At 58.1% G+C, this 25,150-nt stretch carries 22 protein-coding genes; 17 read left to right on the forward strand and 5 right to left on the reverse strand.

The features are described 5' to 3' along the window. Positions 1–40: 40 nt before the first annotated feature. A complete protein-coding gene (locus J8Z22_RS21345) occupies positions 41–1,018 on the forward strand; it encodes a LysR family transcriptional regulator (protein ID WP_028111250.1) in 978 nt (325 codons plus the stop codon). A 13-nt stretch (positions 1,019–1,031) separates the two neighbouring features. Here the strand turns inward: J8Z22_RS21345 and J8Z22_RS21350 are convergent, their stop codons facing one another. Continuing rightward, complete coding sequence (locus J8Z22_RS21350; RefSeq protein WP_245595529.1) at positions 1,032–2,012, reverse strand: GyrI-like domain-containing protein; 981 nt, start codon at positions 2,010–2,012, stop codon at positions 1,032–1,034. Positions 2,013–2,079: 67 nt separating this feature from the next. Here J8Z22_RS21350 and J8Z22_RS21355 point away from each other — a divergent pair, with 67 nt between their 5' ends. After that, complete coding sequence (locus tag J8Z22_RS21355) at positions 2,080–2,766, forward strand: pseudouridine synthase (protein ID WP_252008087.1); 687 nt, start codon at positions 2,080–2,082, stop codon at positions 2,764–2,766. Here the strand turns inward: J8Z22_RS21355 and J8Z22_RS21360 are convergent. Next, positions 2,763–3,554 (reverse strand): LuxR C-terminal-related transcriptional regulator, encoded by a 792-nt coding sequence (locus J8Z22_RS21360; protein ID WP_252008089.1) that lies wholly within the window; start codon positions 3,552–3,554, stop codon positions 2,763–2,765. The genes J8Z22_RS21355 and J8Z22_RS21360 overlap by 4 nt on opposite strands. A 168-nt stretch (positions 3,555–3,722) precedes the next feature. Here J8Z22_RS21360 and J8Z22_RS21365 point away from each other — a divergent pair, with 168 nt between their 5' ends. Next, positions 3,723–5,588 carry a hypothetical protein gene (locus tag J8Z22_RS21365; protein ID WP_252008091.1) on the forward strand — a complete coding sequence of 622 codons (1,866 nt, stop codon included), beginning with the start codon at positions 3,723–3,725 and terminating at the stop codon, positions 5,586–5,588. 61 nt (positions 5,589–5,649) lie between these two features. Here J8Z22_RS21365 and J8Z22_RS21370 read toward each other — a convergent pair whose 3' ends face one another. Further along, positions 5,650–6,261, reverse strand: a complete 612-nt coding sequence (locus tag J8Z22_RS21370; protein WP_252008093.1) for a TetR/AcrR family transcriptional regulator — start codon at positions 6,259–6,261, stop codon at positions 5,650–5,652. 148 nt (positions 6,262–6,409) lie between these two features. Here J8Z22_RS21370 and J8Z22_RS21375 point away from each other — a divergent pair, with 148 nt between their 5' ends. Together J8Z22_RS21375 and J8Z22_RS21380 are read left to right on the forward strand one after the other, a co-directional pair. Then, on the forward strand, positions 6,410–7,438 hold the full coding sequence (locus J8Z22_RS21375) for an MBL fold metallo-hydrolase (RefSeq protein ID WP_252008094.1): 1,029 nt from the start codon (positions 6,410–6,412) through the stop codon (positions 7,436–7,438). 10 nt (positions 7,439–7,448) lie between these two features. Then, a complete protein-coding gene (locus J8Z22_RS21380) occupies positions 7,449–8,354 on the forward strand; it encodes an oxidoreductase (RefSeq protein ID WP_252008097.1) in 906 nt (301 codons plus the stop codon). A 158-nt stretch (positions 8,355–8,512) separates the two neighbouring features. Here J8Z22_RS21380 and J8Z22_RS21385 read toward each other — a convergent pair whose 3' ends face one another. Then, positions 8,513–9,367 (reverse strand): 2OG-Fe(II) oxygenase family protein, encoded by an 855-nt coding sequence (locus J8Z22_RS21385; RefSeq protein WP_252008099.1) that lies wholly within the window; start codon positions 9,365–9,367, stop codon positions 8,513–8,515. Between the two features lie 158 nt (positions 9,368–9,525). Between J8Z22_RS21385 and J8Z22_RS21390 the strand changes: the two genes are divergently transcribed. Both J8Z22_RS21390 and J8Z22_RS21395 read left to right on the forward strand, forming a co-directional pair. After that, on the forward strand, positions 9,526–10,113 hold the full coding sequence (locus J8Z22_RS21390; protein WP_252008101.1) for a hypothetical protein: 588 nt from the start codon (positions 9,526–9,528) through the stop codon (positions 10,111–10,113). Between the two features lie 8 nt (positions 10,114–10,121). Beyond that, positions 10,122–11,204: a rhomboid family intramembrane serine protease gene (locus tag J8Z22_RS21395; protein ID WP_252008111.1), complete on the forward strand. Its 1,083-nt coding sequence runs from the start codon at positions 10,122–10,124 to the stop codon at positions 11,202–11,204. 36 nt (positions 11,205–11,240) lie between these two features. Here J8Z22_RS21395 and J8Z22_RS21400 read toward each other — a convergent pair whose 3' ends face one another. Next, the gene (locus J8Z22_RS21400; RefSeq protein WP_252008113.1) at positions 11,241–12,011 is read right to left on the reverse strand and encodes a TetR/AcrR family transcriptional regulator; all 771 of its coding nucleotides are present in this window, start codon (positions 12,009–12,011) and stop codon (positions 11,241–11,243) included. Positions 12,012–12,236: 225 nt separating this feature from the next. Between J8Z22_RS21400 and J8Z22_RS21405 the strand changes: the two genes are divergently transcribed. From J8Z22_RS21405 to fdhE, 10 genes are all read left to right on the forward strand, one after another. Continuing rightward, positions 12,237–13,745: a flavocytochrome c gene (locus tag J8Z22_RS21405; protein WP_252008115.1), complete on the forward strand. Its 1,509-nt coding sequence runs from the start codon at positions 12,237–12,239 to the stop codon at positions 13,743–13,745. A 5-nt stretch (positions 13,746–13,750) separates the two neighbouring features. Then, complete coding sequence (locus J8Z22_RS21410) at positions 13,751–14,104, forward strand: cytochrome c3 family protein (RefSeq protein ID WP_252008117.1); 354 nt, start codon at positions 13,751–13,753, stop codon at positions 14,102–14,104. Between the two features lie 28 nt (positions 14,105–14,132). Further along, entirely contained in the window at positions 14,133–14,870 is a 738-nt protein-coding gene (locus J8Z22_RS21415) for a cupin domain-containing protein (protein ID WP_252008119.1), read from the forward strand. A gap of 129 nt (positions 14,871–14,999) precedes the next feature. Then, positions 15,000–15,464, forward strand: coding sequence for a DUF3299 domain-containing protein (locus J8Z22_RS21420; protein ID WP_252008121.1), 465 nt, complete (start codon positions 15,000–15,002; stop codon positions 15,462–15,464). A gap of 35 nt (positions 15,465–15,499) precedes the next feature. Then, positions 15,500–16,576 (forward strand): hypothetical protein, encoded by a 1,077-nt coding sequence (locus J8Z22_RS21425; RefSeq protein ID WP_252008123.1) that lies wholly within the window; start codon positions 15,500–15,502, stop codon positions 16,574–16,576. Between the two features lie 220 nt (positions 16,577–16,796). Beyond that, positions 16,797–19,130 (forward strand): alkaline phosphatase, encoded by a 2,334-nt coding sequence (locus J8Z22_RS21430; protein ID WP_252008125.1) that lies wholly within the window; start codon positions 16,797–16,799, stop codon positions 19,128–19,130. A 513-nt stretch (positions 19,131–19,643) separates the two neighbouring features. Next, positions 19,644–22,661, forward strand: coding sequence for a formate dehydrogenase-N subunit alpha (gene fdnG / locus J8Z22_RS21435; protein ID WP_156896886.1), 3,018 nt, complete (start codon positions 19,644–19,646; stop codon positions 22,659–22,661). Positions 22,662–22,663: 2 nt separating this feature from the next. Then, positions 22,664–23,575, forward strand: a complete 912-nt coding sequence (gene fdxH / locus J8Z22_RS21440) for a formate dehydrogenase subunit beta (protein ID WP_028111234.1) — start codon at positions 22,664–22,666, stop codon at positions 23,573–23,575. Continuing rightward, the gene (locus J8Z22_RS21445; protein WP_028111233.1) at positions 23,572–24,204 is read left to right on the forward strand and encodes a formate dehydrogenase subunit gamma; all 633 of its coding nucleotides are present in this window, start codon (positions 23,572–23,574) and stop codon (positions 24,202–24,204) included. The genes fdxH and J8Z22_RS21445 overlap by 4 nt, the downstream gene beginning before the upstream one ends. Beyond that, entirely contained in the window at positions 24,204–25,118 is a 915-nt protein-coding gene (gene fdhE / locus J8Z22_RS21450; RefSeq protein ID WP_028111232.1) for a formate dehydrogenase accessory protein FdhE, read from the forward strand. Before J8Z22_RS21445 ends, fdhE begins: the two co-directional genes overlap by 1 nt. Positions 25,119–25,150 lie beyond the last annotated feature (32 nt).

Consider the following 25,150-nt stretch of genomic DNA (forward strand, 5'->3'; position numbering starts at 1 on the left):
CATGAAAAATGGGCACCTCAATACCTGTTAAGGAACTGTCGTGGACATCGAACACCTGGACTACCGCTCACTGACGGTTTTTGAATCCGTCTCCCGCCACCTGAACGCCGGACTTGCCGCCAACGAGCTGGGCATGAGCAGCTCCACCGTCAGCCGCCACATGGCCAACCTGCGTGAGGTGTTTCAGGATGTGCTGTTCATTCGCCGCTGCCACGGCTTTGTGCCTACCGACAAGGCCACTCAGATTCTGCCGATCATCAACCGCATCCTGATGGACTACCAGGAGCTGAAAAGCAGCCATACTCAGTTTGATCCCAGCACCGCCCGGGAGCATTTCACCATCTATGCCTATAACGAGTTTACCTACATCACCAACAAGGCGGTCAATGAGGTGATTCTGCCCAAAGCCCCCAACCTGAGCTTTGAGGTACGGACGCTGTCTTCCGACTGCAGCAGGGCCATTGAGAACGGTGACATCGACTTTGCGGTGGTGTACGAGAACTTCGGCGGCGACAAGCTGATCGGTGAGTTGATCTCCCCAACCGAGGAGATGTACCTGATTGCCAAGGAGGGGCACCCGGTATTCAATGCCGAGCCGACGCTGGAGAACCTCTGCCGTCACCCCTACTTCGAGCTGGATAACTTCGATGACATCCCCTGCCCGCTGCTGTGTCAGGTCGCCAGTCAGCATGGACTGGAGCTGAAGGTCGCCGGCTACACCGACAACCTGGCGGCCCTGAGCCGCCATCTGATGGACACCAACGCCATCGCCCTGAGCTGCAACGCCTTCACCCGGGAGTACCTGAAATTGGTGCGCAACCTGCGCACCTGCACCCTGCCCAAAGCGGTGACCCGGCAACTGATTGACCTGATCGACGTCGGGCGCACCGTCGGCAACTACCTGGTGTACTCACAGATCAATCAATCTCCGACCCACAACTGGGTCAAACAGCAACTGCTGGAGAGCTTAAGGGCGGAATGGTACCGCAACCTGGGCCAGCCGGTACCAGAGCTCTAACCCGAGCCGCCGCCTAACCGGCCCGGATGGCGGTGCAGAAGCTGACGTCGGCGGCGCCGGTGGCGAGGTCAAAGCTGTGATACCACTCGAAACAGAAGCGGTCGTCGCATTCCAAGCCTCCGGCCACTACCTGCCCCAGCAACTCATTCCAGTTGGAGACATACTGGTCATGCTCGGTCACCGTCTTGCGGATGGTGGCATAGTCACCGCCAGCAAAGGGCTGTAACTCTATGCCCGCTGGCACCTGAGTGCCATCTGGCACCAACAAACCGATGTCGGTACGACAATGCTCCGCCGGGGTGATCTCCGGATTGTCATGGTAAATAAACAGACACTTGCACTGGCCCAGGCCGCTGGCCTGAGCCCACTGGTGCAATCGAGTGCAGGGCGCCTCGTAGCCTTGGCCATAGGGGCCGGTGACGCGAATGAAGGCCATGAGGCCGGGTTCAAAATGCTGATGTTTCATCTCTGTACTCCACGAATTAAACACCGCTTCAGTGTAGGCCGGCGCGCCGGCTGATTCGTGTCCCAGCTTGCGAAGCCGGTGTCCAATCTTGCTGCTTCTTAGCACCAGAGACAGTTCCTGCAGCTCCTGGCAATCGCGAATCCGGGTCGGGGTCAGCCCAAAGTGCTGCCGAAACGCCTTGGCCAGACTCTGCGAGCTGGAAAAGCCATACTCCATGGCCACAGTCAGTACCGGAGCCTTGGTATAGAACAGATCACCGGCTGCCCCTTCCAGCCGCAACCGGCGCAGGTAATCACTCAGGGTCTCGCCGGTGACGGCCTTAAAGATGCGATGAAAATGATAGGGGGACAGGTGCGCCAGGGCCGCGACCTCACTCAGGTTGAGGGGTTGGTTGTAATGACGCTCCAGATAGCGAATCACAGGTTGAAGACGTTGTTGGTAGTCCGTAGCCATGCCGGCAGTCACCGCAGGGAAAGCAAAAGCCTCAGCCTGAGGCAAGATGGGCACCGACGCAACCCCGCCTGGCATCACTGCCCATGGTCAAGGATCCGCAGATCAAGGATAATGGCAGCAGAATTCTTCCACCGAGTCCCCTATGAGACTGGACAAATACCTGTGCAATGCCACCGAACTGACCCGTTCCCTGGCCAAGAAAATGCTCCATCGCGGCGAAGTCACCTGCGACGGCGTGATCATCAAGGATCCCGGATTCAAGGTGTCACCCGAACACACTATCTGCATCAATGGCGAACCGACCGAAGTGCGAGGCTCCCGTTACCTGATGCTGCACAAACCCGTGGATACGGTCTGCTCCAGCGTCGATGATGGCTACGCGTCGGTACTGACGCTTCTGGACCTGCCTAAGCGGGAGCAGCTGAAGATTGTCGGCCGCCTCGACGCCGACACCACCGGCTTGCTGCTGCTGACCAGCGACGGCCAATGGTCTCACCGCATCACCTCACCCAACGCCCGCTGTGGTAAGCGCTATCGGGTGACCCTTGAGACGGCCATCGACGACGAGGCGCTAACGCAACTGCGCGACGGGGTGCTGCTGCACGGCGAAGACAGCCCGGTGCGCGGCCAGGTGGAACGCATCGACGAACGCCAGATCTGGCTGACCATCGAAGAAGGTAAGTACCACCAAGTCAAGCGGATGTGCGCCGCCGTCGGCAACAAGGTCGTGGGCCTGCATCGCCAACAGATCGGCGCACTGGAGTTGGATGCTGGCCTGTCTCCGGGCCAGTGGCGGCCACTGACCGAGGAAGAGATCGCGCTGTTTTAAAGACACTCGCCCCCATCAGTCGCACTGCAGACAGCCTCTGGTGGGGGAGAGTTTAGAATGCCCATCTGGAACCCCCGGCTGATCAGCTGTGCCCGGTTTTTAGCACCAAACAGGGCCTTCATCCGGTCAATGTGGTAGTTCACCCCCCGCTCGGTCAGGCACAGTTTCCGAGCAATGCTCTGGCTGGCCATCCCCTCGGCGGCCAAGCGCAATACTTCCAGTCCCTTGTCGGTGATGCAGCGAAAATTGTAGATGGGATTCAGCCGCTGAATCCATTGACTGGCCAGGCTGTCGCTGAATACCCTCAGCCCTCTTTCCAGGCTCACCTGGTGGGCAGACAGTGCCGCCTTCAGCTCCCCCTCTGGCAGCGAGGAGTGCAACAGGAACACACTGATCCACCCCGGGTGGTAGCGGCAGGGCAACAGCCAGGCAACCCGGCTGCGAATATTAAACTCCTCCAACAACCGCTTCAGCTGCTCCTGATCCTCGGCCGGTTGACGCCAAAGGTTCGGCCCCATCCGCTTGCGCTCGAAATAGCAGGGATCATGCCGGGCAAACACCCTCAGGTAGGTATCCCGGTATAACCGAGTGCGTTCATCGGAAAACACCGCGTAGCGAGCCCGAGCCATCTCCAGCGGCAGCCGTTTGTGCAGTTTGCGAAATGAATGGATCTGGGTGTTGGTGACATCGGTCGTGATGCCGTAAAAGAACCCTTGCACTCCTAAAGGCGCCAGCAGGTCCATGAGATCCCCCACCACACCGTCAGGCAACGGACAGTTCTCAGTCATGATGACTCCAAGATTTCCTTAGTCTTCCCTCATTGTAAGGCGCTCACCGCACCACAGCATGACTCAATTCACACTCCCTCGGCGGCAGTGGAATTGGGTGTCAGAAATACCAGTGCCAGCCCGCCGAGAAAAACAACAATAGTTTCGGTAATTCAATAAAGGACACTGATGATGAAACACTCTTTGTGGCTGACTGCCACCTGCTGCCTGCTGTTATCGGCATGTTCCGACAACTCCAATAATGTCCCCCAGCCCTCGCCCAAACCAGAACCAGAGCTGCCAATAACCCTGGATGTCACCCCCAACGCGGAGTTTTCCGGAACCATTCGAGTCAACCTGGGACGATTCACCGACCACTATAAAAATTGGCGACTCAGCCCGGAGGCTCAGGACGTGAACTCCGATGGGCATATCGACGAACGGGATGCCCAAAGCCTTGGCATTCGCAATCAACTAGAGACCGCCATCGTTATCGACGCATCAGAGATGGACGCCCTGCTGCGCAGCAACCCCGACGGCCTTGGAGCCGGTAGCGCCCGACCCGATATTTTTGTCCAAGGTCACTACTCAGCCTTTGATGTATTGCGTTATCTGGCACTAACACGCCCTGAACTGAAGTTGGATAGTATCGCTTCCCACCGTGAAACCGGGCTGGATACCTACCGTTTCCGGGTGTCCTGGGATCAAAACGGTGACGGCATCCTGGATCCACAGGACCAACAGAGCTTTCAGAGTCCGGACTGGCATTTCCGCTTCAAGCTGGATGGCGGCGAGAAGCGCCGCATCACCGGCAGTCTCGATGGCGTCGGTCCCGAAGGCGAGGCACTCTATCTGCGTATGGATCAATTCTGGGTCCAGCCCGGCATGAACCTGCGGTTCCAGCCCTTTACTCCGGAGATGACAGCACGCCGAATCTGGGTTCAACAGCAAGAGGTGGATCGATTCACACGCAATGGCAACCGAGTTATCGTTCCCGAGTTGGTGGCCTCCTTCGACGGCGGTAAAAACTACCAAACACTGCTCAATGATTTCGAAGTCACCGCCCACAACCTCAGGACCGACATCTTTCAACCCGGAGTAATCACCGCCGTCGACAGCTTCCTATCCGCCTTTGACCAAGGCATAGATGTGGCACTTAACTACTGGCCCACTGTGGCCAGTAAGGCGCCGGTAGGCCACTTCGCCCTGTTTCGGCTAAAAAACCAAGCCTCCAGGGTAGGCGCCGGCTGGACTACCCGTTTCGGGGAAAAGGCCACCCTGAAGGACTTTGCCCCCTTTGCACAATGTGATTTCGGTGCCGACGGCACTCCAACAGGCACCCCAAAAGTGCCACACGAATCCTGCTGGAAAGATTGGAACACCTACTTCGGTGGCAACATGTTGCACTTGATGACAGACGTCTGGGTAATGAACCAGCCCGTAGAGCAAGTCCATCTCATCTATAAGAGTCACTACGATATCTTCGGCATGGAAGAGTTTAACGGCAACGAACCAAAAGAGCGGGATTTCAGCCAACATCAGGATGGCAGTGACCTGGTGACACTGCGAACCTTTCCCCTGCCAGACGATGCTTCGTCATCCCCGCTACTGGATGCGTCACATTTCGGCTGGGGAATCGCAGACTGCGAAAGCTGTCACAACAATCAAAGCCCCAAAGGGCACGGCGGCTACCATTGGCCAATTAACAGCGTGGACGGATTCGATCAACAACAGCCCTATTACTGTGCCAGTTGTCACGGCAGCAATGGAGCCCCCAAGGGCCATGGCGAAACCGCACGGTGCTTCTGGTGTCACTCTGAAGATCAGCTCCCCAGAAACCACGGTGAGGCATCCACCAAACACTGGATCAGCGGCCAGGAGAACTTGGAAGGAAACCGATACAACTACCTAATCCCCGCCTCCACTCTTCCCCGAGATGCGGCCGGAAACCACGCTCCTTACACCAACATTCTGAGCACCATCAACTCCGACTGGGATATGAGCAAAAGCTTCCCGGATCCGTACTCTTGCATGACCTGCCACCCTAACCATTAACGCCCGGTTGGCGCTCCTCGAGAGCGCCCACTTTTCGACCCGCCTTTCGATCACACCAAAATCAGCTCTGATAATGACTGAGGAACATGGCGGCAGATTCTGCCGCCAGTTGGCGCCGCTGCGGCTCCGGCAGAGGCGGCATCGACATCATTACCTGGGGCCAGAAACCGCAGCCTTTAATCAGGCCATGCAGCTGTTCCATGGCGAAGCGGATCTCCATCGGCTTGAGGCGACCATCGGCCACCGCCGCCGCCAGCCAGCGCTGCAACCCAGTTTCCAACTCATTGAATTTGACCATCTCGACCTGCAACTGCTGCGGATGAAACAAAAAGTGGCTGAATGCCACCCGCGTCATATCCAGATTGATGGGATCACACAACAAGGTCAGCTCCTCTTCCAGCAGCCCCTGTAGCTGTGGTGCTAACGGTTGATCCGGCTGATACTGCAACTCAGTCTGGGTCAGCGCCTGTTGCCACACCTGGCTGAGCAGGTGCATCACTAACGCCTCCTTGCTGGGGAAGTGATTGTACACCGTGCGCTTGGACACCTGTGCCAATGCCGCCACCTTATCCATACTGGTTCCCTGAACCCCTTGATCGGTAAACGCCTGGCGGGCGGCTTCGATGATCGCCTGTCGCTTTATCTCACTGCGGGTTCGTTTTACTTCATTCATAGCCATGCTGCTGCCGTCCAGTTGTCTCACACATAATTTTACACTTGTCGGTTTACTTTTAAAGGACAAGAAGTAAACTACACCGGTTAGTTTACTTATAGGTGGTGAGATGAAGATTCTGTTCACCCTGTTGATAGGAGCCCTTGTTATGACCAGTTGTGCCCTGAGTTCCGATGCCCGGCGGCAGCCCAAATTCACCAACAGCGAAGTGAGCATCCGCAACGATGTCGGCACCCTGTGGCAGATCACCAGGGCCTACTTCCAAGACCAGAGACTGGCCGCGACTCCCACACAGCCGATCCCACTGCAGCCAATTGTCCCCCAGGAGTTGGAACGGAGTGAAGCCCGGGTTTACCGCCTCGGTCACTCCACGGTGTTGATGCAACTGGACGGCAAATGGCTGCTCACTGATCCGGTCTTCAGCGAACGGGCTTCCCCGGTCCAGTGGGCGGGTCCCAAGCGCTTTCATGACTCACCATTGGCATTGGCGGATCTGCCGGAAATCACCGCGGTGGTCATTAGCCACGACCACTATGACCACTTGGACAAGGCCGCCATCCAGGCCCTGGATGCCAAGGTTAACTGGTTTGTCACACCGCTGAAGGTCGGCAACCACCTGCGGCAATGGGGCATTGACGACGACAAAATCATCGAGCTGGACTGGTGGCAACAGACCGTGATTGAGGGCCTGACCCTGACCGCCACCCCCAGCCAGCACTTCTCCGGGCGAGGCCTGCTGGATCGGGATCGCACCCTATGGGCAAGCTGGGTAGTGGCCGGGGCCGACACTCGCGTGTTCTTCAGCGGCGATTCTGGCTACTTCAGTGGCTTCAAGGAGATCGGCGACCGCCTCGGCCCCTTTGACCTGACCCTGATCGAAACCGGCGCCTATAACGACCTCTGGAGCGAAGTGCACATGTTGCCAGAGGAAAGCCTGCAGGCGCACCGGGACTTGCGCGGCAAGGTGATGCTGCCGATTCACAATGGCACCTTTGATTTGGCCCTGCACGACTGGTTTGAGCCCCTGCAACGGATTCAACAGTTGGCCCGCCAGCATGGTGTGACACTGGCGACTCCGATCTTTGGCGAAGCAGTGCCGCTGCAACGGGAATTTGTCAGTCAAAGCTGGTGGCCGGCCCCTTCGGTCGAAACCGAATTCGCTCAGGCCACTCCCTAGGAGCATCATCATGAGTCTCCCCTCTCTCGCCAGCCAGCAGGGTCGCATCGCCATTGTCAGCGGCGGCAACGTCGGGCTGGGATACGAATCGGTCCGCCAACTGGCCCAGGCCGGTGCCCAAGTGATACTGGCTTGCCGGGACACCAACAAGGGCGAACAGGCCAAGGCCAGCATTCTGCGGCAACAGCCCCGGGCCGATATCAGCGTACTGGCGCTGGATCTCACTCGAGCCGAGTCCATCGAACGCTTCAGTCGACGCTTCGCCAGCCGCTTCGATCACCTGGATCTGCTATTGAACAACGCCGGCGTGGTCAATCTGCCTCAGCTGTGCCGCAACGAGTGCGGTCATGAGATGCACATGGCCACCAATCACCTTGGCCATTTCGCCCTGACCGGCCGACTGATGCCTCAACTGTTGGCGGCCCCCGAGGCCAGAGTGGTGACCGTCAGCAGCGGCGGCTACAAATGGGGCGTCATCGATTTCGACGACCTGAACTGGCATCGACGTCCCTATCATCGAGTCAAAGCCTACGGAGACAGCAAACTGGCCAACCTGTTGTTCATGGATGAGCTGCAACGACGCTTCCGCCAACTAGGCAGCCCAGCCCTGTCACTGGCTGCCCACCCGGGACTCAGCGCCACCGAGCGCCAGCAGAGCATCGGCATCGGCGGCTGGTTGAGCCGTCGGCTGGCTACGCCTGTCACTCAGGGAGTGCGGCCACAACTGCTGGCCGCCACCTCGGCCGACCTCAGCGGCGGTCAGTTCTGGGGGCCGAGGTTTGGGCTTTGGGGCCCACCCAGGCCGATTGCTTTAACGGACGAGGTGCTCGATCCGGCGATTCGAAGCCGCTTGTGGACGCTGTCGGAACAACTGACCGGCGTCCAGTATCCCACTACTGCGCCGACGGCCGCTTAAGTTAACGGCCAAGCTGGACCCCGGGGGTCGGAACCGCACCCGTCGACCCCATCCCGCCCCGCCATGCGGGCATTAACGCGCCGTCGTCGCCAGAGAGGCCCCAAAAACAGCAACGCCGCTGACTCGGCAGCGGCGTTGGTGGGTCGGGCGGGTGACAATCAGATGACCCCCAGCTCCCGCAACCGCTCCATCAGATAGCTATGGGCGCTATGGCGCTCCGACAGCACCACTTCGGGACGCGGATGGATAAACAGCGGCAGTGACACCCGGGAACGGTTGTGATCCATGCCTTCGGGATTGATCACCCGGTGGGTGGTCGAAGGAAAATAGCCACCGGAGGCTTCCTGCAGCATGTCGCCGATGTTGATGATCAGATTACCAAAATCGCAAGGCACATCCAGCCACTGGCCGTCTTTACCTTTCACCTGCAATCCCGGCTCATTGGACGCCGGCAAGATGGTGATCAGGTTGATGTCCTCATGGGCGGCAGCACGAATGGCCCCCGGCTCTTCATCCCCTTGCATCGGCGGGTAATGCAGCACCCTCAGCAGAGACTGGTCGCTGCCGCTGATCATCTTGGGTAATGGCTCACGGTAGCGCTTGGCCACCTCCGCCGGGGTGTAACGTTCAATCCACTCCAGCAGGGTTGCCGAAAAGGCCAGCGTGGTGTCGTAGTAAGCCTGCAACTCGGCTTTCAGGTGCGATGGGCACTGGCCCCAAGGGTAGTAGTGGTAGTACTCCTTGATGTCGCGCTTATCCGATCCCTTGGCGGTTTCGGCCACCTTGGCGGCAAAGAAGCCGTCCTGAGCGTCGGCATTAAAGGCAAACTGGTGTTTCTGGTCACCGCCGAAGAAGTTCAGCCAGTTATCGTAAATGCTCTGCACTGCCGATTGCGACAACGGGTGGTTCTTGAGGACGCCGAAACCGGTCTCCCGCAACGACTGCACGAACTGTTCCGCCGCGCCATCGCTTTGAAAATCCACAGCTTCCAAGCGTGTTACTGGTAAATCCATTTTTTGACCCCTGTTTCTACTTATGAATATTATTTTCCCGCCGAATCAAATCCTTGGCGTAAGTTGTTGTAGATACTGAAAATTTTTTTATATATGCTGTGCGTTTTTTCACACTGTCGAACGAATTTTTTTCAGTTTTTTTAGGAATCACGGACTCTATGACAATCGCCCCTAAAGCACAAGCCTCGACCTCAGCAGGCAAACGCCGACCCAAGCTGGACAATCAGGATCTGGTCAAAACCAGTTTCTGGGTCAGTCAGATCTTTATGCTCATCGCCACCGTTGCCGGTGTCTACCTGGCGGCCCAACAGGGCCTGTCCCAGGCCATTGCCTTCGATGCCCTGACCAGTAAACAGAACAACTACTACCTGCGCCATGCTCTGTATGATGAGGTCAACGACAACGTCACCATCATCAATGACTACGCCAACACCGTGCTGACCGAATCCCACAGCAATTTGAAGACCATCCATCCGCAACTGGCCCAGTTTGTCTGGAACAACATGCGCTACTCCAACCAGACGCTGGAAACGCCGACTCAAATTCTGACCGAGACCCGCCGCTTTTATATGGCGGCCGCCGATATCATTCAAAAGATGGAAAACCGTACCTACGGTTCTCACTACGGTGCCAATCAGCTTAAGGAGTTGACCGCCGGCATCAGCACCCATACCCTGCCAGCGCTGCAGCTCAACTACCAGACCCTGGCGGCTGAACTGAAAGCCGCCGACATCATTGTGGAGTAACCGACACCATGGCCATCACCTGCCCCAACTGCCAGACCCAGCAGATGCAAGAGCTGCATTTCCACGGCCAGAAAGTGGACCGCTGCACCCTGTGCGGCGGCATCTGGTTTGATCACGGTGAGCTCAACGGCGCCCTGTCACAGGCCGACAATGGTGACGATGACGTCGGCATCGAACACAATCTTGGCAGCCACCTGGGGGCCTCGCCACGCAGTTGCTGCCGATGCAGCGGCGGCCTGCATTACTACCAGTTGCTGCAGGATTTCAGTGTCGAGGTGGAGGTGTGCCACAGCTGCACCGGCATCTGGGTCAATGACAGTGAGCGGGAAAAAGTGGTCCAGTCCCCTCGAATTCAGTCGGCGCTGGAGCAGATGAATCAACCCACCGGCACCAAGACCTGGCTGTTTCAGTTTCTGCTGAGGATGCCGGTGGAATACAACGTCAAGGCTCACTCCACGCCCTGGATGACCTACCTGCTGCTTGCCCTTAACATCCTGATCTTCTTTGGCTACAACAGCGATAGTCAGCTGGCCGAGCAGGTGTTTGAGGCCTTTGCCCTGCGTTCCAACTATCTGCTGCAGGGGCACCATTTCGGCGCCCTGCTCAGCCACATGTTCCTGCATGGGAGTCTGACTCACCTGCTGGGCAACATGTACTTCTTATACGTGGTGGGCGATAACATCGAAGACGCGCTGGGATCGGTGCGTTTCCTGATGCTGTACCTGCTGTGCGGTTTTGCCGCGGCTGCGGCGCAGATCTTGTCCGATCCAGGCTCCACCACGGCCATGGTGGGCGCCAGTGGCGCCATCGCCGGCCTGTTCGGCATGTATCTGCTGTGGTTTAAGAATGCCAGCCTGACGTTCATGTTCTTCATCTACCAGAAAAAGCTGTCGCCAATGGCCTTTTTTGCCATCTGGCTGGCCCTGAACCTGTTCGGTGCCTGGCAGGCTCAGGGCAGCGTCGCGTACTGGGCCCACATCGGAGGCTTTGCCGCCGGGCTGGGGCTGGGTTGGTGGCTGAAACCGTCGGTGATGGCAACCAATCCGGTGCTGGCGATGCTGAACTCCGACAGCATCAAGGTTCGTCGCTGATGGGCACTCCGCGGTGCTCAGGCACCGCGGAGGCCCTCACTCAGAGATCAACTGACGGCAGTCATTAAGGCCATTGAGCTGCTGGCAACGCTGGCAGTTTTTATTGGGCTGGTAGTACTGGGTAAAAAACCCATCCACTTTATTAAACAGGGATTCAAATTTACTGGCGGTGGCGATCTCGTTCCACTGATAACGATTCATCATCTCTGCCAAATGGCGAAAGTAGGTCGGATTTTTCTCGGTCAGGTACTTCGGCTCCATCAACTGACTTTCATAAGAAGACAAGCACCCGGCCATAAAGAAATAGATGGCCTGAGTTAACTCCATCACCTGAGCCTCGTTGGCGTGCAACGCCCCGCTCTGCTGCGCCTCCTCAATATGCAGATGCACCCGGCTCCAGAACATATTGACCCTGGCCCTGAGCAGGTTCACTTTTTCATCGCTGGCCATCTGCCAGAACATGCTGTTGATCGACACCACCCGCAAAATATTGAAGGTGGGGCTCTTCTCCACCGCCACCAGAGAAAACACCGCCGGCAGTGCAGCCCGCTCCAGTTCGGTCAACTCCGGATGGCACTCCAGAAACAGCGGAATGTAGTTGGAGGTGCAATTGCGCAGGAACAGGCACACCAACACATCTTCCTTGGATTGAAAGAACTTATACAGGGTGTGATTAGAGCATTGCGCCTCTTTCGCGATCTGGGCAAACCGGAATGACACCACCCCATGTTCATCCACTAACTCTTCGGCAACGTCCAATAACTGATTACAACGCAGGCTGTCCAGTTTGGTTTTCGGGCAATGCATGAGAAAGACCTGTCGGCAATTAAGTTGACGCTACTTTCGCACAGAGCCAGAAAAAAATTCGGTGTTAAGGCCACAAAAATTATTTGCTAAACCCCGCCAAAATCTTTTTTTGAGACCCCTTCACGAAAACTTTTTTCAACCGGATCTCACTGTGATCCAGCGCTTATTTTACCCCGCGTTAACAGCGCTACAGTAATTTCACATTCACAGCATGAGATGAAAACTATGCATGACAGACGTTCGTTTATGAAGCTCGGCGCCGGTGTGGCCGCCGCCGGAGCCATGTTACCCCTGACCGCTTCCGCCAAGTGCGCCGAAGACGACGTCAGCTGGGACGGTGAGTACGAAGTGGTGATCATCGGCTCCGGTTTTGCTGGCCTGGCAGCGGCGGTGGAAGCCAAGCACAAAGGCGCCAAAGACGTGGTCGTCTTTGAAAAGATGGGCGTGTACGGCGGCAACAGTACCCTTAACGCCGGTCAGGCCTGCTTTGCCGGTACCGATCTGCAGAAGAAGCTGGGCATCAAGGACAGCGCCGACCTGATGGTTAAGGACCAGCTGAAATCCGGCCGCGGTGTCGCCAGCGAATCTCTGCTGCGCCACAGTGCCGAGCTCGGCCCCTACGTGTACCAGATGACCAAAGACTGCGGCTGCGTCTACCGCGACTTCATCATCACCACCGGTGGCACTAGCGCCACTCGCAGCCACCAGGTGGTGGAGCGCTCCGGCTCCGGCTTCATTCAGCCCATGCTGAAAACTGCCCGTAAGATGGGGGTTGAGACTCAGATCCGTCACAAGTTCGAGCACCTGATCCACGACAAGGAAGGCCGGGTTATCGGCGTCAACATTCGCAAAGGCTACCACTTCGGTTTTGAGGACAGCGGCGAGCTGATCAACATCAAAGCCAAGCGCGGCGTCATCATCGCCACCGGAGGTTTTGGTTACAACATCAGCCTGAGACAGGCCCAGGATCCAACCCTGACCGCCGAAGTCGGCTGTACCAACGCCAAAGGCGCCACCGGCGATGGCCTGATCGAAATGCTGGCCGCCGGCGCCACTCCGGTGCACCTGGCCCACATTCAGTCCGGCCCCTGGGCCTCGCCCGATGAAGGCGGTTTCGGCTACGGTGCCGGTTTCTCGCTGTACAACTTCCCCCACTCCATCGCCATCGACCGCAACACCGGCCAGCGCTTCATGAACGAGATCGCCGACCGTAAGACCCGCGCCGATCTGGAGCTGCAGCGTCGCGACCAGGACGGCAACCCCAATCCTGCCCTGCTGATTGCACCTAAGCACGAAGCCAAGAACGATCCTTCCATGGCCAAGGTACTGAAGTACAACGTGGCGTGGGAATTCGATTCCGTGGAAGCCATCGCCAAGCACTTCGATGTGCCCATGAAGGCTCTGAAGCAACAGATCGCCGACTGGAACAGCTACGTCGACAAGGGTGAAGACCCACAATTTGGCAAGCGCATGAACGCCGGTCGAGGCATCAAGCTGACCGCCCCCTTCATCGTTCAGCGTCTGTGGCCCAAGGTGCACTACTGCCAGGGCGGCATCCAGATCAACACCAAAGCCGAAGTGCTGGCCGCCAAGACCGGCAAGCCAATTCCAGGCCTGTTCGCCGCGGGTGAAGTGACCGGTGGTATCCACGGCGTCAGCCGACTGGGTGGCTGCTCTACCCCGGAATGTCTGGCATTCGGCGTGACTGCCGCTCGTTCAATTATGGAGGCCTAATCGCCATGACCCGCTCAAAAGTACTGCTTACCGCCGCTGCCGTTATCCTGGCCGCCAGCTTTAACACTCAGGCCATGAACAAGCGTGAACACCACGCCACCGTGTACGAAGCCGGCTGCGACACCTGCCACGATCAGGGCATGGGCAAGTTCCCATCCGATGAAGCCTGCCTGCAGTGCCATGACGTTGATGATGTGGCCGAGATGACCGCCCGCGAAGGCGACGAGGTTAAGCAAAACCCGCACAACAGCATGCACTACGGCAAAGAGGCCCCGTGTCAGGAGTGCCACGGCGAGCACACGCCCAAGAAAGCGCTGTGCCAGGAATGCCACAACTTCAACTACCCGAAGTTTAAATAACAATACCTCCCTTCCAAGGAAAAAGATGATGAAGAAACTGACAATCACCACCGCACTGCTGATCGCCAGCACGGCTGCCTGTGCCGCCGGCAAACCTGCCGACAAGCCCTGGCACAACGAGAAGCCACTGCCTTACACGCCGTACGCACCGACCAAGCTGATGCCACAGGTGTGTAAACAGGAGCAAGCGCTGGCCTACCTGGAAGAGCTGCAGTCCGGCAAGAAGGACATCTACACCGTTAAGTCCAACGACCATGGCGGCAAGGGTGCCAACGACTCCGGTTGGCTGACCTGGCGCATTGACGATCCGGAAAACCTGATCCCCTGCCCTAAGGGGGGCGCCGCCGCCACCGAAGTGGGCATGTGCTGGAAAGAGCTGAACGATGAACCGACCGTTATCGGTCTGGTGCGTGTGGCGCCGGGTACCGCCATTCCTCACTACCACCGTGAAATGGAGTGTTACTACGGTTTGAGTGGCGAGGGCCTGACCTGGTCTCAGGGTCGCATGCAACACTTCCAGCCGGGTGACTACATCGAGATCCCATCCAAGGCGATGCATTACACCCCCAATACCTATGACGATCAGGATCTGATCTACATGTACTGGTTCCCGCAAGATGGCAAATTCTCCACCTTCAAGTACCAGTGGCCTCAGGATGTGGGTGCCGGCGAAACCCTGATGTTCGACTTCATCCCTTACACCCAATCGCACGCCGTGCGTGAAGGCAAAGGCGGCTATGGGTTCGACGCAGTGCGTCCTCAGTAATCTGTCGTCCGCTACCGGTGCCACCCGTTTCACCCCGGGTGGCATCGGTACCGAGATGCTCATCTTACTGACCCAAGGTTATCTCTCATCGGGTCAGCATCCGCTGACCCTTTTTTCCGGGCCATACCTATGAAACTGATTCCCCTGCTGCTTCTGACCGCACTGCTCAGTGGCCAAGCCCTCGCTGCCCCCCACTCCCTGCTGTGGGCGGATCTCAACGCCAATGCCAACGCCAGCTCGGTGTTTGAGCGCATCAACCCCGAACTGAATGGCCAACAGGTGGTGATTCCCGGCTTTGTGATTGAAAACAGCGTTGCCAGTCATCTCGGCGACGATCATCACCATCAGGCCGACAGCGATCAGCCGACCATTACCGTGCTCAGTCCACAGCCGGAGATCTGCTTTCACAAGCCGCCACCACCGGCCAACCAGCTGATTCAAGTCAAGTTGTTGCCCGGTGTTAAGGTCAAGGCCACAGAGGGTAAACCGGTGTATCTGATTGGCGAACTGCAGGTGGAGAAACACCTCTCCGGCCTGTTCAGCACCGCCTACACCCTAGTGGTGTCCGACACCGCCGAATACCCCAGCCAATGACCCGGCCTGCTTAGTACAAGGGACAAGAAAACACCATGCATCCGTTAAAACTCGCCACCCTGCTGGCGCTGACGCAACTCACCCTGACCCCTTTGGTGCACGCCGCCAGTCAGGACATCGAACTGGGCGGCTTCGTCCGTGCCAACTACGGCTGGAAGGACTACAGCGACGCCTCCAAAGACAAAGGTGGCGACTTCGCCTTTGATGCCATGTCGGTCACCTTTGACGGCAAGATAGACGACATCGGGGTCAGCGTCGATTACCGCTTCGCCAGTGGCCTTAACTACGTCAAACGTGCCTATGGCTACATGGATGTCAGCGACACCACTCAGGTACAGGTCGGCGTCGTCAAAGTACCGTTCGGCAAGCCGGGGTTCATCTCCAACAGCTATTGGTTCAGCACCAACTACTACCTGGGCTTCGAAGACAACTACGACGCCGGTGTGAAAGTGGTCCACCATTGGGATCGCTGGCAATTGGACGCCGCCTTTATCAAAGGACCGGAGTACGGTAGCGATACCTTGGATCGTTACGGCGCCGACATCATCGGCGACAACGAGGAAACCAATCAGCTGAACCTGCGGGCGGTCTACTCACTGCCGTTGGCCGATGGCCACCTGAATCTGGGCGGCTCCCTTGAAGCCGGGCAGCTGTACCACGCGGTAGAGGAAGACAACGGCGATCGCTGGGCCGCTGCCCTGCACGCCGACTGGGTCAGCGGCCCCTGGAACCTTCAGGCTCAGGTAACGCACTATCAGTACAACAGCAGTGACGACGCCGACACCCTGACCGTGGGCGTCGTCGGTGCCGCCTACGACATCGCCAGCGAAGCCACGGGTTACAACCTCAACCTGTCACGTCGTTTCGATACTCGCTGGGGCAACATCACCCTGTACAACGACTATGGGCTGGTGGTCCCCGAAGGTCAGGATCAGGACGACTCAACCCAGAACGTTCTGGGGCTGTCGTTCAATCGCGGCCCCATCTGGGCGTACTTTGATTACATTGTCGGCAATAACATGACTTTTGCCGGTGGACCGGGCGTCGGTCTGGCTAATCCCGATGCCCCTTGGGACAGCCGCATCAACATCAACGTCGGCTACTACTTCTAATTCGGGTCGGGGTCGGTCCCTCCCTCATCTTCCAGCGCCGGCCCCACCCTCCTTCTCTTCCCCAACCGAAGAATTTCTGGTCATACCTGTTCACACTTCTGTAATAATCTGTTATCAACATAGGGCGCTCATGAAACCCTCTCTGAGCCGACTGCCTATAAGGATGTAATACCGACCGGTATATGAGGCAAAGATAACTACAATTAACAAGGATGACTCAATGAGCTATACCCGCCGCCGCTTTCTGCACACCCTGGTGGTTTCCGCCGGGGCCGTAACCCTGTCCAGCCTGACCGGCTGCTCCAACGACAACAACAGCAGCACCCCGGCTCCGGACAACCTGCCGGTGGTCTCGCCCCAGTATTTCCCACAATCGGTGATGTCCGGCGATCCGCGCCCGGACTCGGTGATCCTATGGACCCGCGCCGTCGACGGTGATGGCGATCTGGCGCTGACTCTGCAAGTATCCAGCGATCCAGAGTTTGCCACCGTGGTGGTGGAACAAGACTTTACCGCCGCGGCCGCCAATGGCCACTGCATCAAGGTGCGGGTGACCGAGCTGGACCCGTACCAACACTACTATTACCGCTTCCTGTACAGCAAAGACGGCGCCCTGCACAGCTCCAAGACCGGTCGCACCAAAACCGCCCCGGCCAGCGATGCCGACGTGGAGGTCAAGTTTGGCTTCGCCTCCTGCCAGGATTACCTGGGCCGTTACTACAACACCTACTTGTCGTTGCTGGCCCGGGACGACCTGGACTTCGTGCTGCACCTGGGTGACTACATCTACGAAACCACCGGTGATGCCAGTTTCCAGGACACCGGCGGTGAGCGCAGCATCGAGTTCCGTGATACCGACGGTGCCCTGACCATAGGTACCGGGGAAGCGGCTTTCCAAGCCGCCAACAGCATCGACAACTATCGGCAACTGTATGAAACCTATCGCAGCGATGCCGTCTTGCAGGAGCTGCACGAGCGCTTCCCGCTGGTGGCCATCTGGGATGACCACGAATTCTCCGATGACAGCTGGCAGACCAACGCCACCTATCTGGCCGGCGCCGCCGATGAAGAGCAGACCAGCCGCAAGCGCAACGCCGAACAGGTGTACTTTGAATTTATGCCAATCGACCACAGCGCCCCTCATGGCGACAGTGGCAGCGGTGCCCTGGAGGTCAGCGACGATCAGCTGTTCCCCCACACCAAGATCTACCGCGATCTGCAGTTCGGCAAGCACCTGCACCTGGCCCTGACCGACTACCGCACCTACCGACCAGATCACCTGATTCCCGAGGACGCCTTCCCCGCCACCGTGGCCATCAACAGCACCACCCTGACCGCGTTTCTGGCAGGACAAGGCATGCCCCAGGCTGGCATCGATGCCACCCTGGCACAGATGAGCCCAGTGGTGGACATCGATGCCGCGCCGTTTGCTCCCTACAAAGCCGCCTTTGTGGAGATCTTCACCGGTCTTTACACCGAAGAGCTGATGAGCCGGCTGGGCCTGGATCAAGCCAGCGCCCTGGCTCAGGCTGGCGAGCGCGCCACCGCCGCCATTCAGGGACTGCTTACCAGCAGCTACTTGAACCTGGTGCTAACTCAGGCGCAAGCCCCCCTGCCAGACGGCCACCCACTGAAGGCGCTGCCACCGCTGCCGGAAACCGGCGTCGACACCGGACTGGCCTTCTATACCCTGGGCAAGACCACATTGTTTTCCGATCTGGGCGCCCGCTACCTGGTGATCCGGGAAACCTTCGACCTGTACGCCGGCTACCTGGAGTTTATGGCCCAGCAGCAGGGTAGCAGTGTGCAAACCCCATACGATGCCGCCCAGTTCAGCTGGCTGCAGGGCGTGTTGAGCCAGTCCGGCGCCACCCACAAGGTGATGGCCAGTTCGGTCTCATTTGCCCCATTACTGGCCGACCTGTCCGCCAGCCGCGAGGACAGCGGCATCGCCGATCTGGAAGCGGTGCTGGACTCGGACCTGGTGCCCTCAGCGCTGAAACAACGCTTCTACCTCAATGTGGATCACTGGGACGGCTTCCCGCAGTTTAAAGCGGGTCTGATCAACGATCTGCTCAGCGCCACCGGCACGGTTAGCTTGTCTGGCGACATTCATGCCAGTTTTGTCACTCAGCACCCGGCCAACGCCAATACCGGGCTGGCCTCTGTGGACTTCACCACCTCATCGGTCAGTTCCGGCACCTTTGGCAGCTTCCTCGACGATGGCCTCAACGGCCTGCTGGCCCAGCTGGGCGATGTCCCGCCTGAGGTCAGTCAGTTGAAGTACTTCTTTGACGCCATCGCCCTGACCGCCAGCAAACGCGATGACGTCAGCTCCAAGCTGGTGTTCTCCAGAATGTGGGAGCACGGGGTCGGGGTCGCCACCGCAGGGGGCGGTGGCTTTAAGGTCGACTACCACAACGTTCCCACCGTTTGGGATGGTGTCGACTGGGCCAAGACCTCGTTCTATACGGATCGGGCCCGCTTCCTGGCACAGGTGCGTACCCACAGATTCAACTGGGACGGCACCACTCTGGAGCAATTCCCTGCCTAACTCCGCAATACTAAGGTCAGCCCCGGTTCCATCGGGGCTGACTTTTCTGCCTCCCCCCCCCCACACCATGCTGCCACTTTCCCGACCTTCAAGGGCACGGCCTGCTCAATTGAATCGGGCCACAATGACCCACTGCGGCTCCCCCTTTGCTCGAATCATCATTTTTGGTCAGAAAACACCGTCTAACAAACCGAAAATGACTTCATAAATTCTGAAAATGGGACATTATTTACCAATCAGAATGGTCATTTTGACCAATCAGCAAAACCACCACCCAACCGAACAAATTAGCCACAAAGAGCGCAACAAGCAGAATTAAATGCCCAAATTCAACACCAAGGCAGCACAAATGGATCGCTAGCACACAAACGTGATCTTGATCGCCTGTCGTAATTTGTGACTTAGACGGTGTTTTGCAGATAATCCAAACCGTCGAAGGGCTTTCACTTTCGTCACGGCGGCCTACGGGCAGCCATTACCGATACTCATCACCGTAATGATTGAGAGAACACCATGAATAGACGTCAGTTTTTTAAACTGTGCGCGGCCGGAGCGACCACGTCCGCCGCCTCTGCTCTGGGGTTGATGTCCGAAAAGGCCTTTGCCGCCGTTCGGGAATTCAAACTACTCAGGGCCAAAGAAACCCGCAACAACTGCTGCTACTGTTCCGTCGGATGCGGCTTGCTGATGTACAGCCACGGCAGTGGCGGTAAGAACAGCGAGCAGAGCATCTTCCACATCGAAGGCGATGCCGATCATCCGGTTAACCGCGGTGCACTTTGTCCAAAAGGTGCAGGCTTGGTGGACTACGTCAACAGCCCCAACCGCAACCACTACCCAGAGTATCGCGCACCGGGTAGCAACAAATGGACTCGCCTCAGTTGGGAAGACGCCCTGAGTCGCATTGCCAAGCTGATGAAAGCGGACCGGGATGCCAACCTGATTCAGAAGAACGACGACGGCACCACGGTAAACCGCTGGCTCACCACCGGCATGATGACTTCATCGGCGCAGCCGAATGAAGGGGCCTTCATCACTCACAAGTTTGCCCGGGCCCTGGGCCTGGTTGCCATCGACACCATTGCGCGTAACTGACACTCCCCAACGGTAGCAAGTCTTGCTCCAACATTTGGGCGTGGTGCCATGACCAACCACTGGATCGACATCAAAAACTCTAACGTTATCATCATTATGGGTGGCAACGCCGCCGAGGCTCACCCGGTCGGGTTTGGTTGGGTCACGGAAGCGATGCAGCACAACAACGCCAAATTGCTGGTTGTGGATCCCCGTTTCACCCGCAGCGCCTCTCTGGCGGATCACTATGCGCCGATTCGTTCGGGTACCGACATCGCCTTCCTGCTGGGTGTCATCCGCTACCTGCTCGACACCAACCAGGTCAACTTCGACTACGTCAAGGCATACACCAACGCCAGCTACATCGTTCGCGAAGACTTCGACTTCCACGATGGCCTGTTCAGTGGCTTTGATGAGCAAAACGGCAGCTACAACAAAGAATCCTGGTTCTATGAATTGGATGACCAAGGCTACGCCAAGGTGGATCCGAGCTTTGAGCACCCTCGCTGTGTCTGGAACCTGCTGAAACAACACGTTGAACGCTATGATTTTGCCACCGTCAGCAACATTACCGGTACGCCGGTAGACGATTACCAAGAGATCTGCCAGAACATTGCCAGCACCCACACCCACGATCGCGCCGCGACCTTCATGTACGCGTTGGGCTGGACGCACCACAGTAAAGGCGCCCAGAACATTCGAACCATGGCGATGGTGCAACTGCTGCTGGGTAACATCGGTGTGCTGGGTGGCGGTGTAAACGCTCTGCGTGGCCACTCCAACGTTCAGGGTGCCACCGACATGGGCCTACTGGCACAAGCGCTGCCAGGCTACCTGAAACTGCCCAGCGACAAAGACACCGATCTGGCGACCTACTTAGAGAACCACACCCCGGTTCCTCTGCGCCCAGGACAAACCAACTACTGGCACCACTACCCTAAATTCTTCGTCTCGCAGATGAAGAGCTTCTGGGGAGACCGCGCCCATGCCGACAACCACTTCGGCTACGACTGGCTGCCGAAATGGGATCTGCAATACGACTTCACCAAGCACACCGACATGATGTACCGCGGTGAGGTGAACGGCTACATCGTGCAGGGCGTCAACGCCATCAACTCGATGCCCAACCGCAACAAGATGCTGACGGGTCTGAGTAAGCTGAAGTACTTGGTGGTGCTGGATCCTCTGGCCACCGACACCTCCAACTTCTGGCAGAAAGACGGCGACTTCAACGACGTTGAACCGTCCGAAATCATGACCGAAGTGTTCCGCCTGCCAACCACCTGTTTTGCCGAAGAGGAAGGCTGCATCGTCAACTCCGGCCGCTGGATGCAGTGGCACTGGAAAGGCGCCAACCCACCGGGTGAGTCCAAGTCGGACTCGGAGATCCTTTCCGAGCTGATGATGACGCTGAAATCCCTGTACGCCGACGAAGGCGGGGTCTTGCCAGAGCCGATCGAAGCGGTGAAATGGGATTATGCCAATCCGCACGCCCCGAGCCCCGAAGAGGTGGCAAAAGAGCTCAGTGGCAGCGATCTGAACACCGGCAAGCAGTTAGACAGCTTCAGCCAGCTGAAAGATGACGGTTCCACCGCCTGTGGTTGCTGGATCTACTCCGGCTCCTGGACCGAAGCGGGCAACCTGATGGCCCGCCGTGATAACCACGATCCATCCGGCAAGGGCATCACCCCAGGCTGGTCATTCTCCTGGCCGGTGAACCGGCGTGTACTCTACAACCGCGCCTCCTGTGATGTTAATGGCAAGCCGTGGGATCCGAAACGGACCATCGTTGAGTGGAAAGATGACCAATGGCACGGCATCGATGTGGGTGACTTCAACATGAAGCTGAACCCTCAAGATTCCGCCCACCCGTTCATCATGCAACCGGAAGGCGTCGGTCGCCTGTTCGCACTGCGCAAGATGGCAGAAGGTCCGTTCCCTGAGCACTACGAGCCGGTGGAATCGCCTATTGGTGGAAACCCACTGCACCCGAAAGTGAGCCGCAGCCCTGTGCTTCGAATGCTGGAAGGGGTTGAAGACACCCTGGGTGACAACAGTGAATTCCCTTACGCTGCCACCACCTACTCGCTGACCGAGCACTTCAACTTCTGGTCCGCACACTGCAAGTTGGCCGCCATCTCCATGCCGGAAACCTTCGTTGAAATCGACGAAGTGATGGCCAAAGAGAAAGGCATCAACAACGGCGACTGGGTTACCGTCAGCTCCAAACGGGGCCAGATCCAAACCAAGGCCCTGGTCACCAAACGCCTGCAGCCCCTCAAGGTCAACGGCCAATGGGTTCACATGGTGGGCTTGCCTCGTCACGGTACCCACGGCGGCCTGACCCGCAAGAGTTACAGCTGCAACGTGCTGACCACCGAAGTGGGCGACGCCAACTGCCAGGTACCGGAATACAAGGCATTCCTGGTCAATGTCACCAAAGCGAAGGAGGTGTAATCATGGCTTCACAAGACATTATCCGACGCTCGGGAACCACCGACGTAACGCCGGCGGCTAAGGGCCGCAATGCCCGCCAGACCGTGGCCAAGCTGTTTGACGCCACCAAGTGCAACGGCTGCAAGGCCTGTCAGGTGTCGTGCTCAGAGTGGAACGATCTGCGCGAAGAGGTGGGCAGCTTTCAGGGCAGTTACCAGAACCCGATGTCTTTGTCGGGCCAGTGCTGGACCCTGATGCAGTTCAACGAGGTGATGGACAACAACAAGCTGCGCTGGCAGTTCACCCACACCGCGTGCATGCATTGTGCCGATCCGGCCTGCCTCAAAGCCTGCTCCACCGCCGGTGCCATTGTTCAGCATGCCAACGGCATGGTGAATTTTGATTCGGACAAGTGCATCGGCTGCGGCTACTGCACCAGTGCCTGTCCGTTTGGCGTGCCTAAGCTCGATCCTAAGGACAACAAGGCCTACAAGTGCACCCTGTGCGCCGACCGCCTGCAGGTCGGGCAAGAACCCTCCTGCGTCAAGTCCTGCACCACTGGCGCGCTGCGCTTTGGTACTCGGGAAGACATGCTGTTCCAGGCCGAAAAGCGGGTTGAGGAACTGCGCGCCAAGGGGTTCCCCAAGGCCGGCCTGTACAACCCCGACGGCGTCGGCGGCACCGGCATGATGATGATTCTGCACGACATCACCAATCCGGGCAGCTACAACCTGCCGGAGAATCCGACCACCCCGGCGGCGGTCAATCTGAAACAGGATTGGCTCAAACCGCTGGGAACGGCCGGCATTCTGGCAACCGTGGCCGTGGCCGCCCTGCACAAGATCACCGTTGGTCGCAACGTGGTCGAAGAGGATGAGTCCGGTCACGACAGTGCCGATTCCGAGTCTCAACAGGATCAGGAGGACCGCAAATGAATAAGCCCGCAATGATCGTTCGTCATACCCTGTTCGACCGCATCTGCCACTGGTTTATTGTGGCGGCGGGCCTGGTCACCTTCCTGACCGGCTTTTCGTTCTTCTATCCCTCCTTCCAGTGGTTGGGGGCCATCGCCGGCACCCCGCAACTGGCCCGCTTCATCCACCCCATCGTCGGCCTGGCCATGTGTCTGCCGCTGATGCTGATGCTGGTGCGCTATTACCACCACAACAAGTGGGAGAAGCACGATCTGGCCTGGATGCTGGCCATCAAGGAGGTGATGCTTGAGAACGAAGACAAGATCCCGCCCATCGGCCATTACAACCCGGGGCAAAAAGTGCTGTTTCGCGCCTTTGTGCTGACCGCCGTGACCCTGACGGCCACCGGCATCATCATGTGGCAGCCCTACTTTGCCCCTTATTTTTCAGCCAGCGTCATCAACTGGGCCATTCTGCTTCACGCCATCAGCGCCATCATCATGCTGATCTTTGTGCTGGTGCATTTCTGGATGGCCACCTGGGTCGAAGGCTCAGTACCGGGCATGCTGTACGGCAAGGTCTCCCGGGCCTGGTGCCGCAAGCACCACCCGCTGATGCTGAATGACCACGGCGACAAGGAGAACCATTAATGAACCCCGCCACCGAGATACCCGTCGTCCCCGGCAGTGAATCGCCGCTGGAGCTGAAGCCCCTGCGGGCCGCGGATCCCGGATCCCTGTACCTCAACCGTGCCAAGCGGTTGCAGGCACTGACCCAAGACTCGCCACTGGCCGACTACCTGCAGTTGTGTCAGAAACTGGTGACCATACAGGCTCGCCTGGCCACCGAGGCCGATTTCGGTCAGCCCCCGGCCTGGCAAGAGAAAGCCGGCGCACCGTTGGCCGACGTCGGCCCGGAAATCGACGGCTACTGGCAGGGGCTGATGCAGCAACTGTTGGCTCAGCTGTTGCCTCTGGTCGATGACAACCTGGCTCGCCAGGTTCGCCTGCTGCTGCAACAGTCTCCGGACCAGATTGGCCACTGGGGGCAAGCCTTGCGTCAGGGCCGCTTCAGTGATGTACCGGCCCGGTTCAGCCTGTTTCTGTGGTCTGCCATGTCGCTGTATTGGTCCCACTGGGCTCCACCAGTGATTAAGCGCATGGACGCCCGTCAGGTGGAGCAACAGAGTCTGTGTCCGGTCTGCGGGTGTCATCCGGTGGCCAGCGTGATAGTCGATGAGCCTCGCGCAGGGTTGCGTTATCTGCACTGCTCGCTGTGTGAAACCCAGTGGCACTATATCCGCGCCCACTGCAGCAGCTGTGGTCAGGATAAAGAGATGACGCTGTGGTCGCTGGACGATCATCAGGCCAAGGTGCGCATCGAAAGCTGCGACGACTGCCATGGCTACACCAAGATGCTGTTCCTGGAGCAGGATCCGCAGATGGATGTGGCCGCCGACGATCTGGCTACCCTGGTGCTGGACGCCCAGCTCAATGAGCAGGGCTACGGTGCCACCACCGTCAACCCGTTGTTGCTGGCGCACGAAGCCGACGACCATCACTAAGTCAGCGGGAGGGCTGCGGCCCTCCCCTTTTT

Source organism: Ferrimonas sp. SCSIO 43195, from assembly GCF_023716685.1.
Lineage (GTDB): Bacteria > Pseudomonadota > Gammaproteobacteria > Enterobacterales > Shewanellaceae > Ferrimonas > Ferrimonas kyonanensis.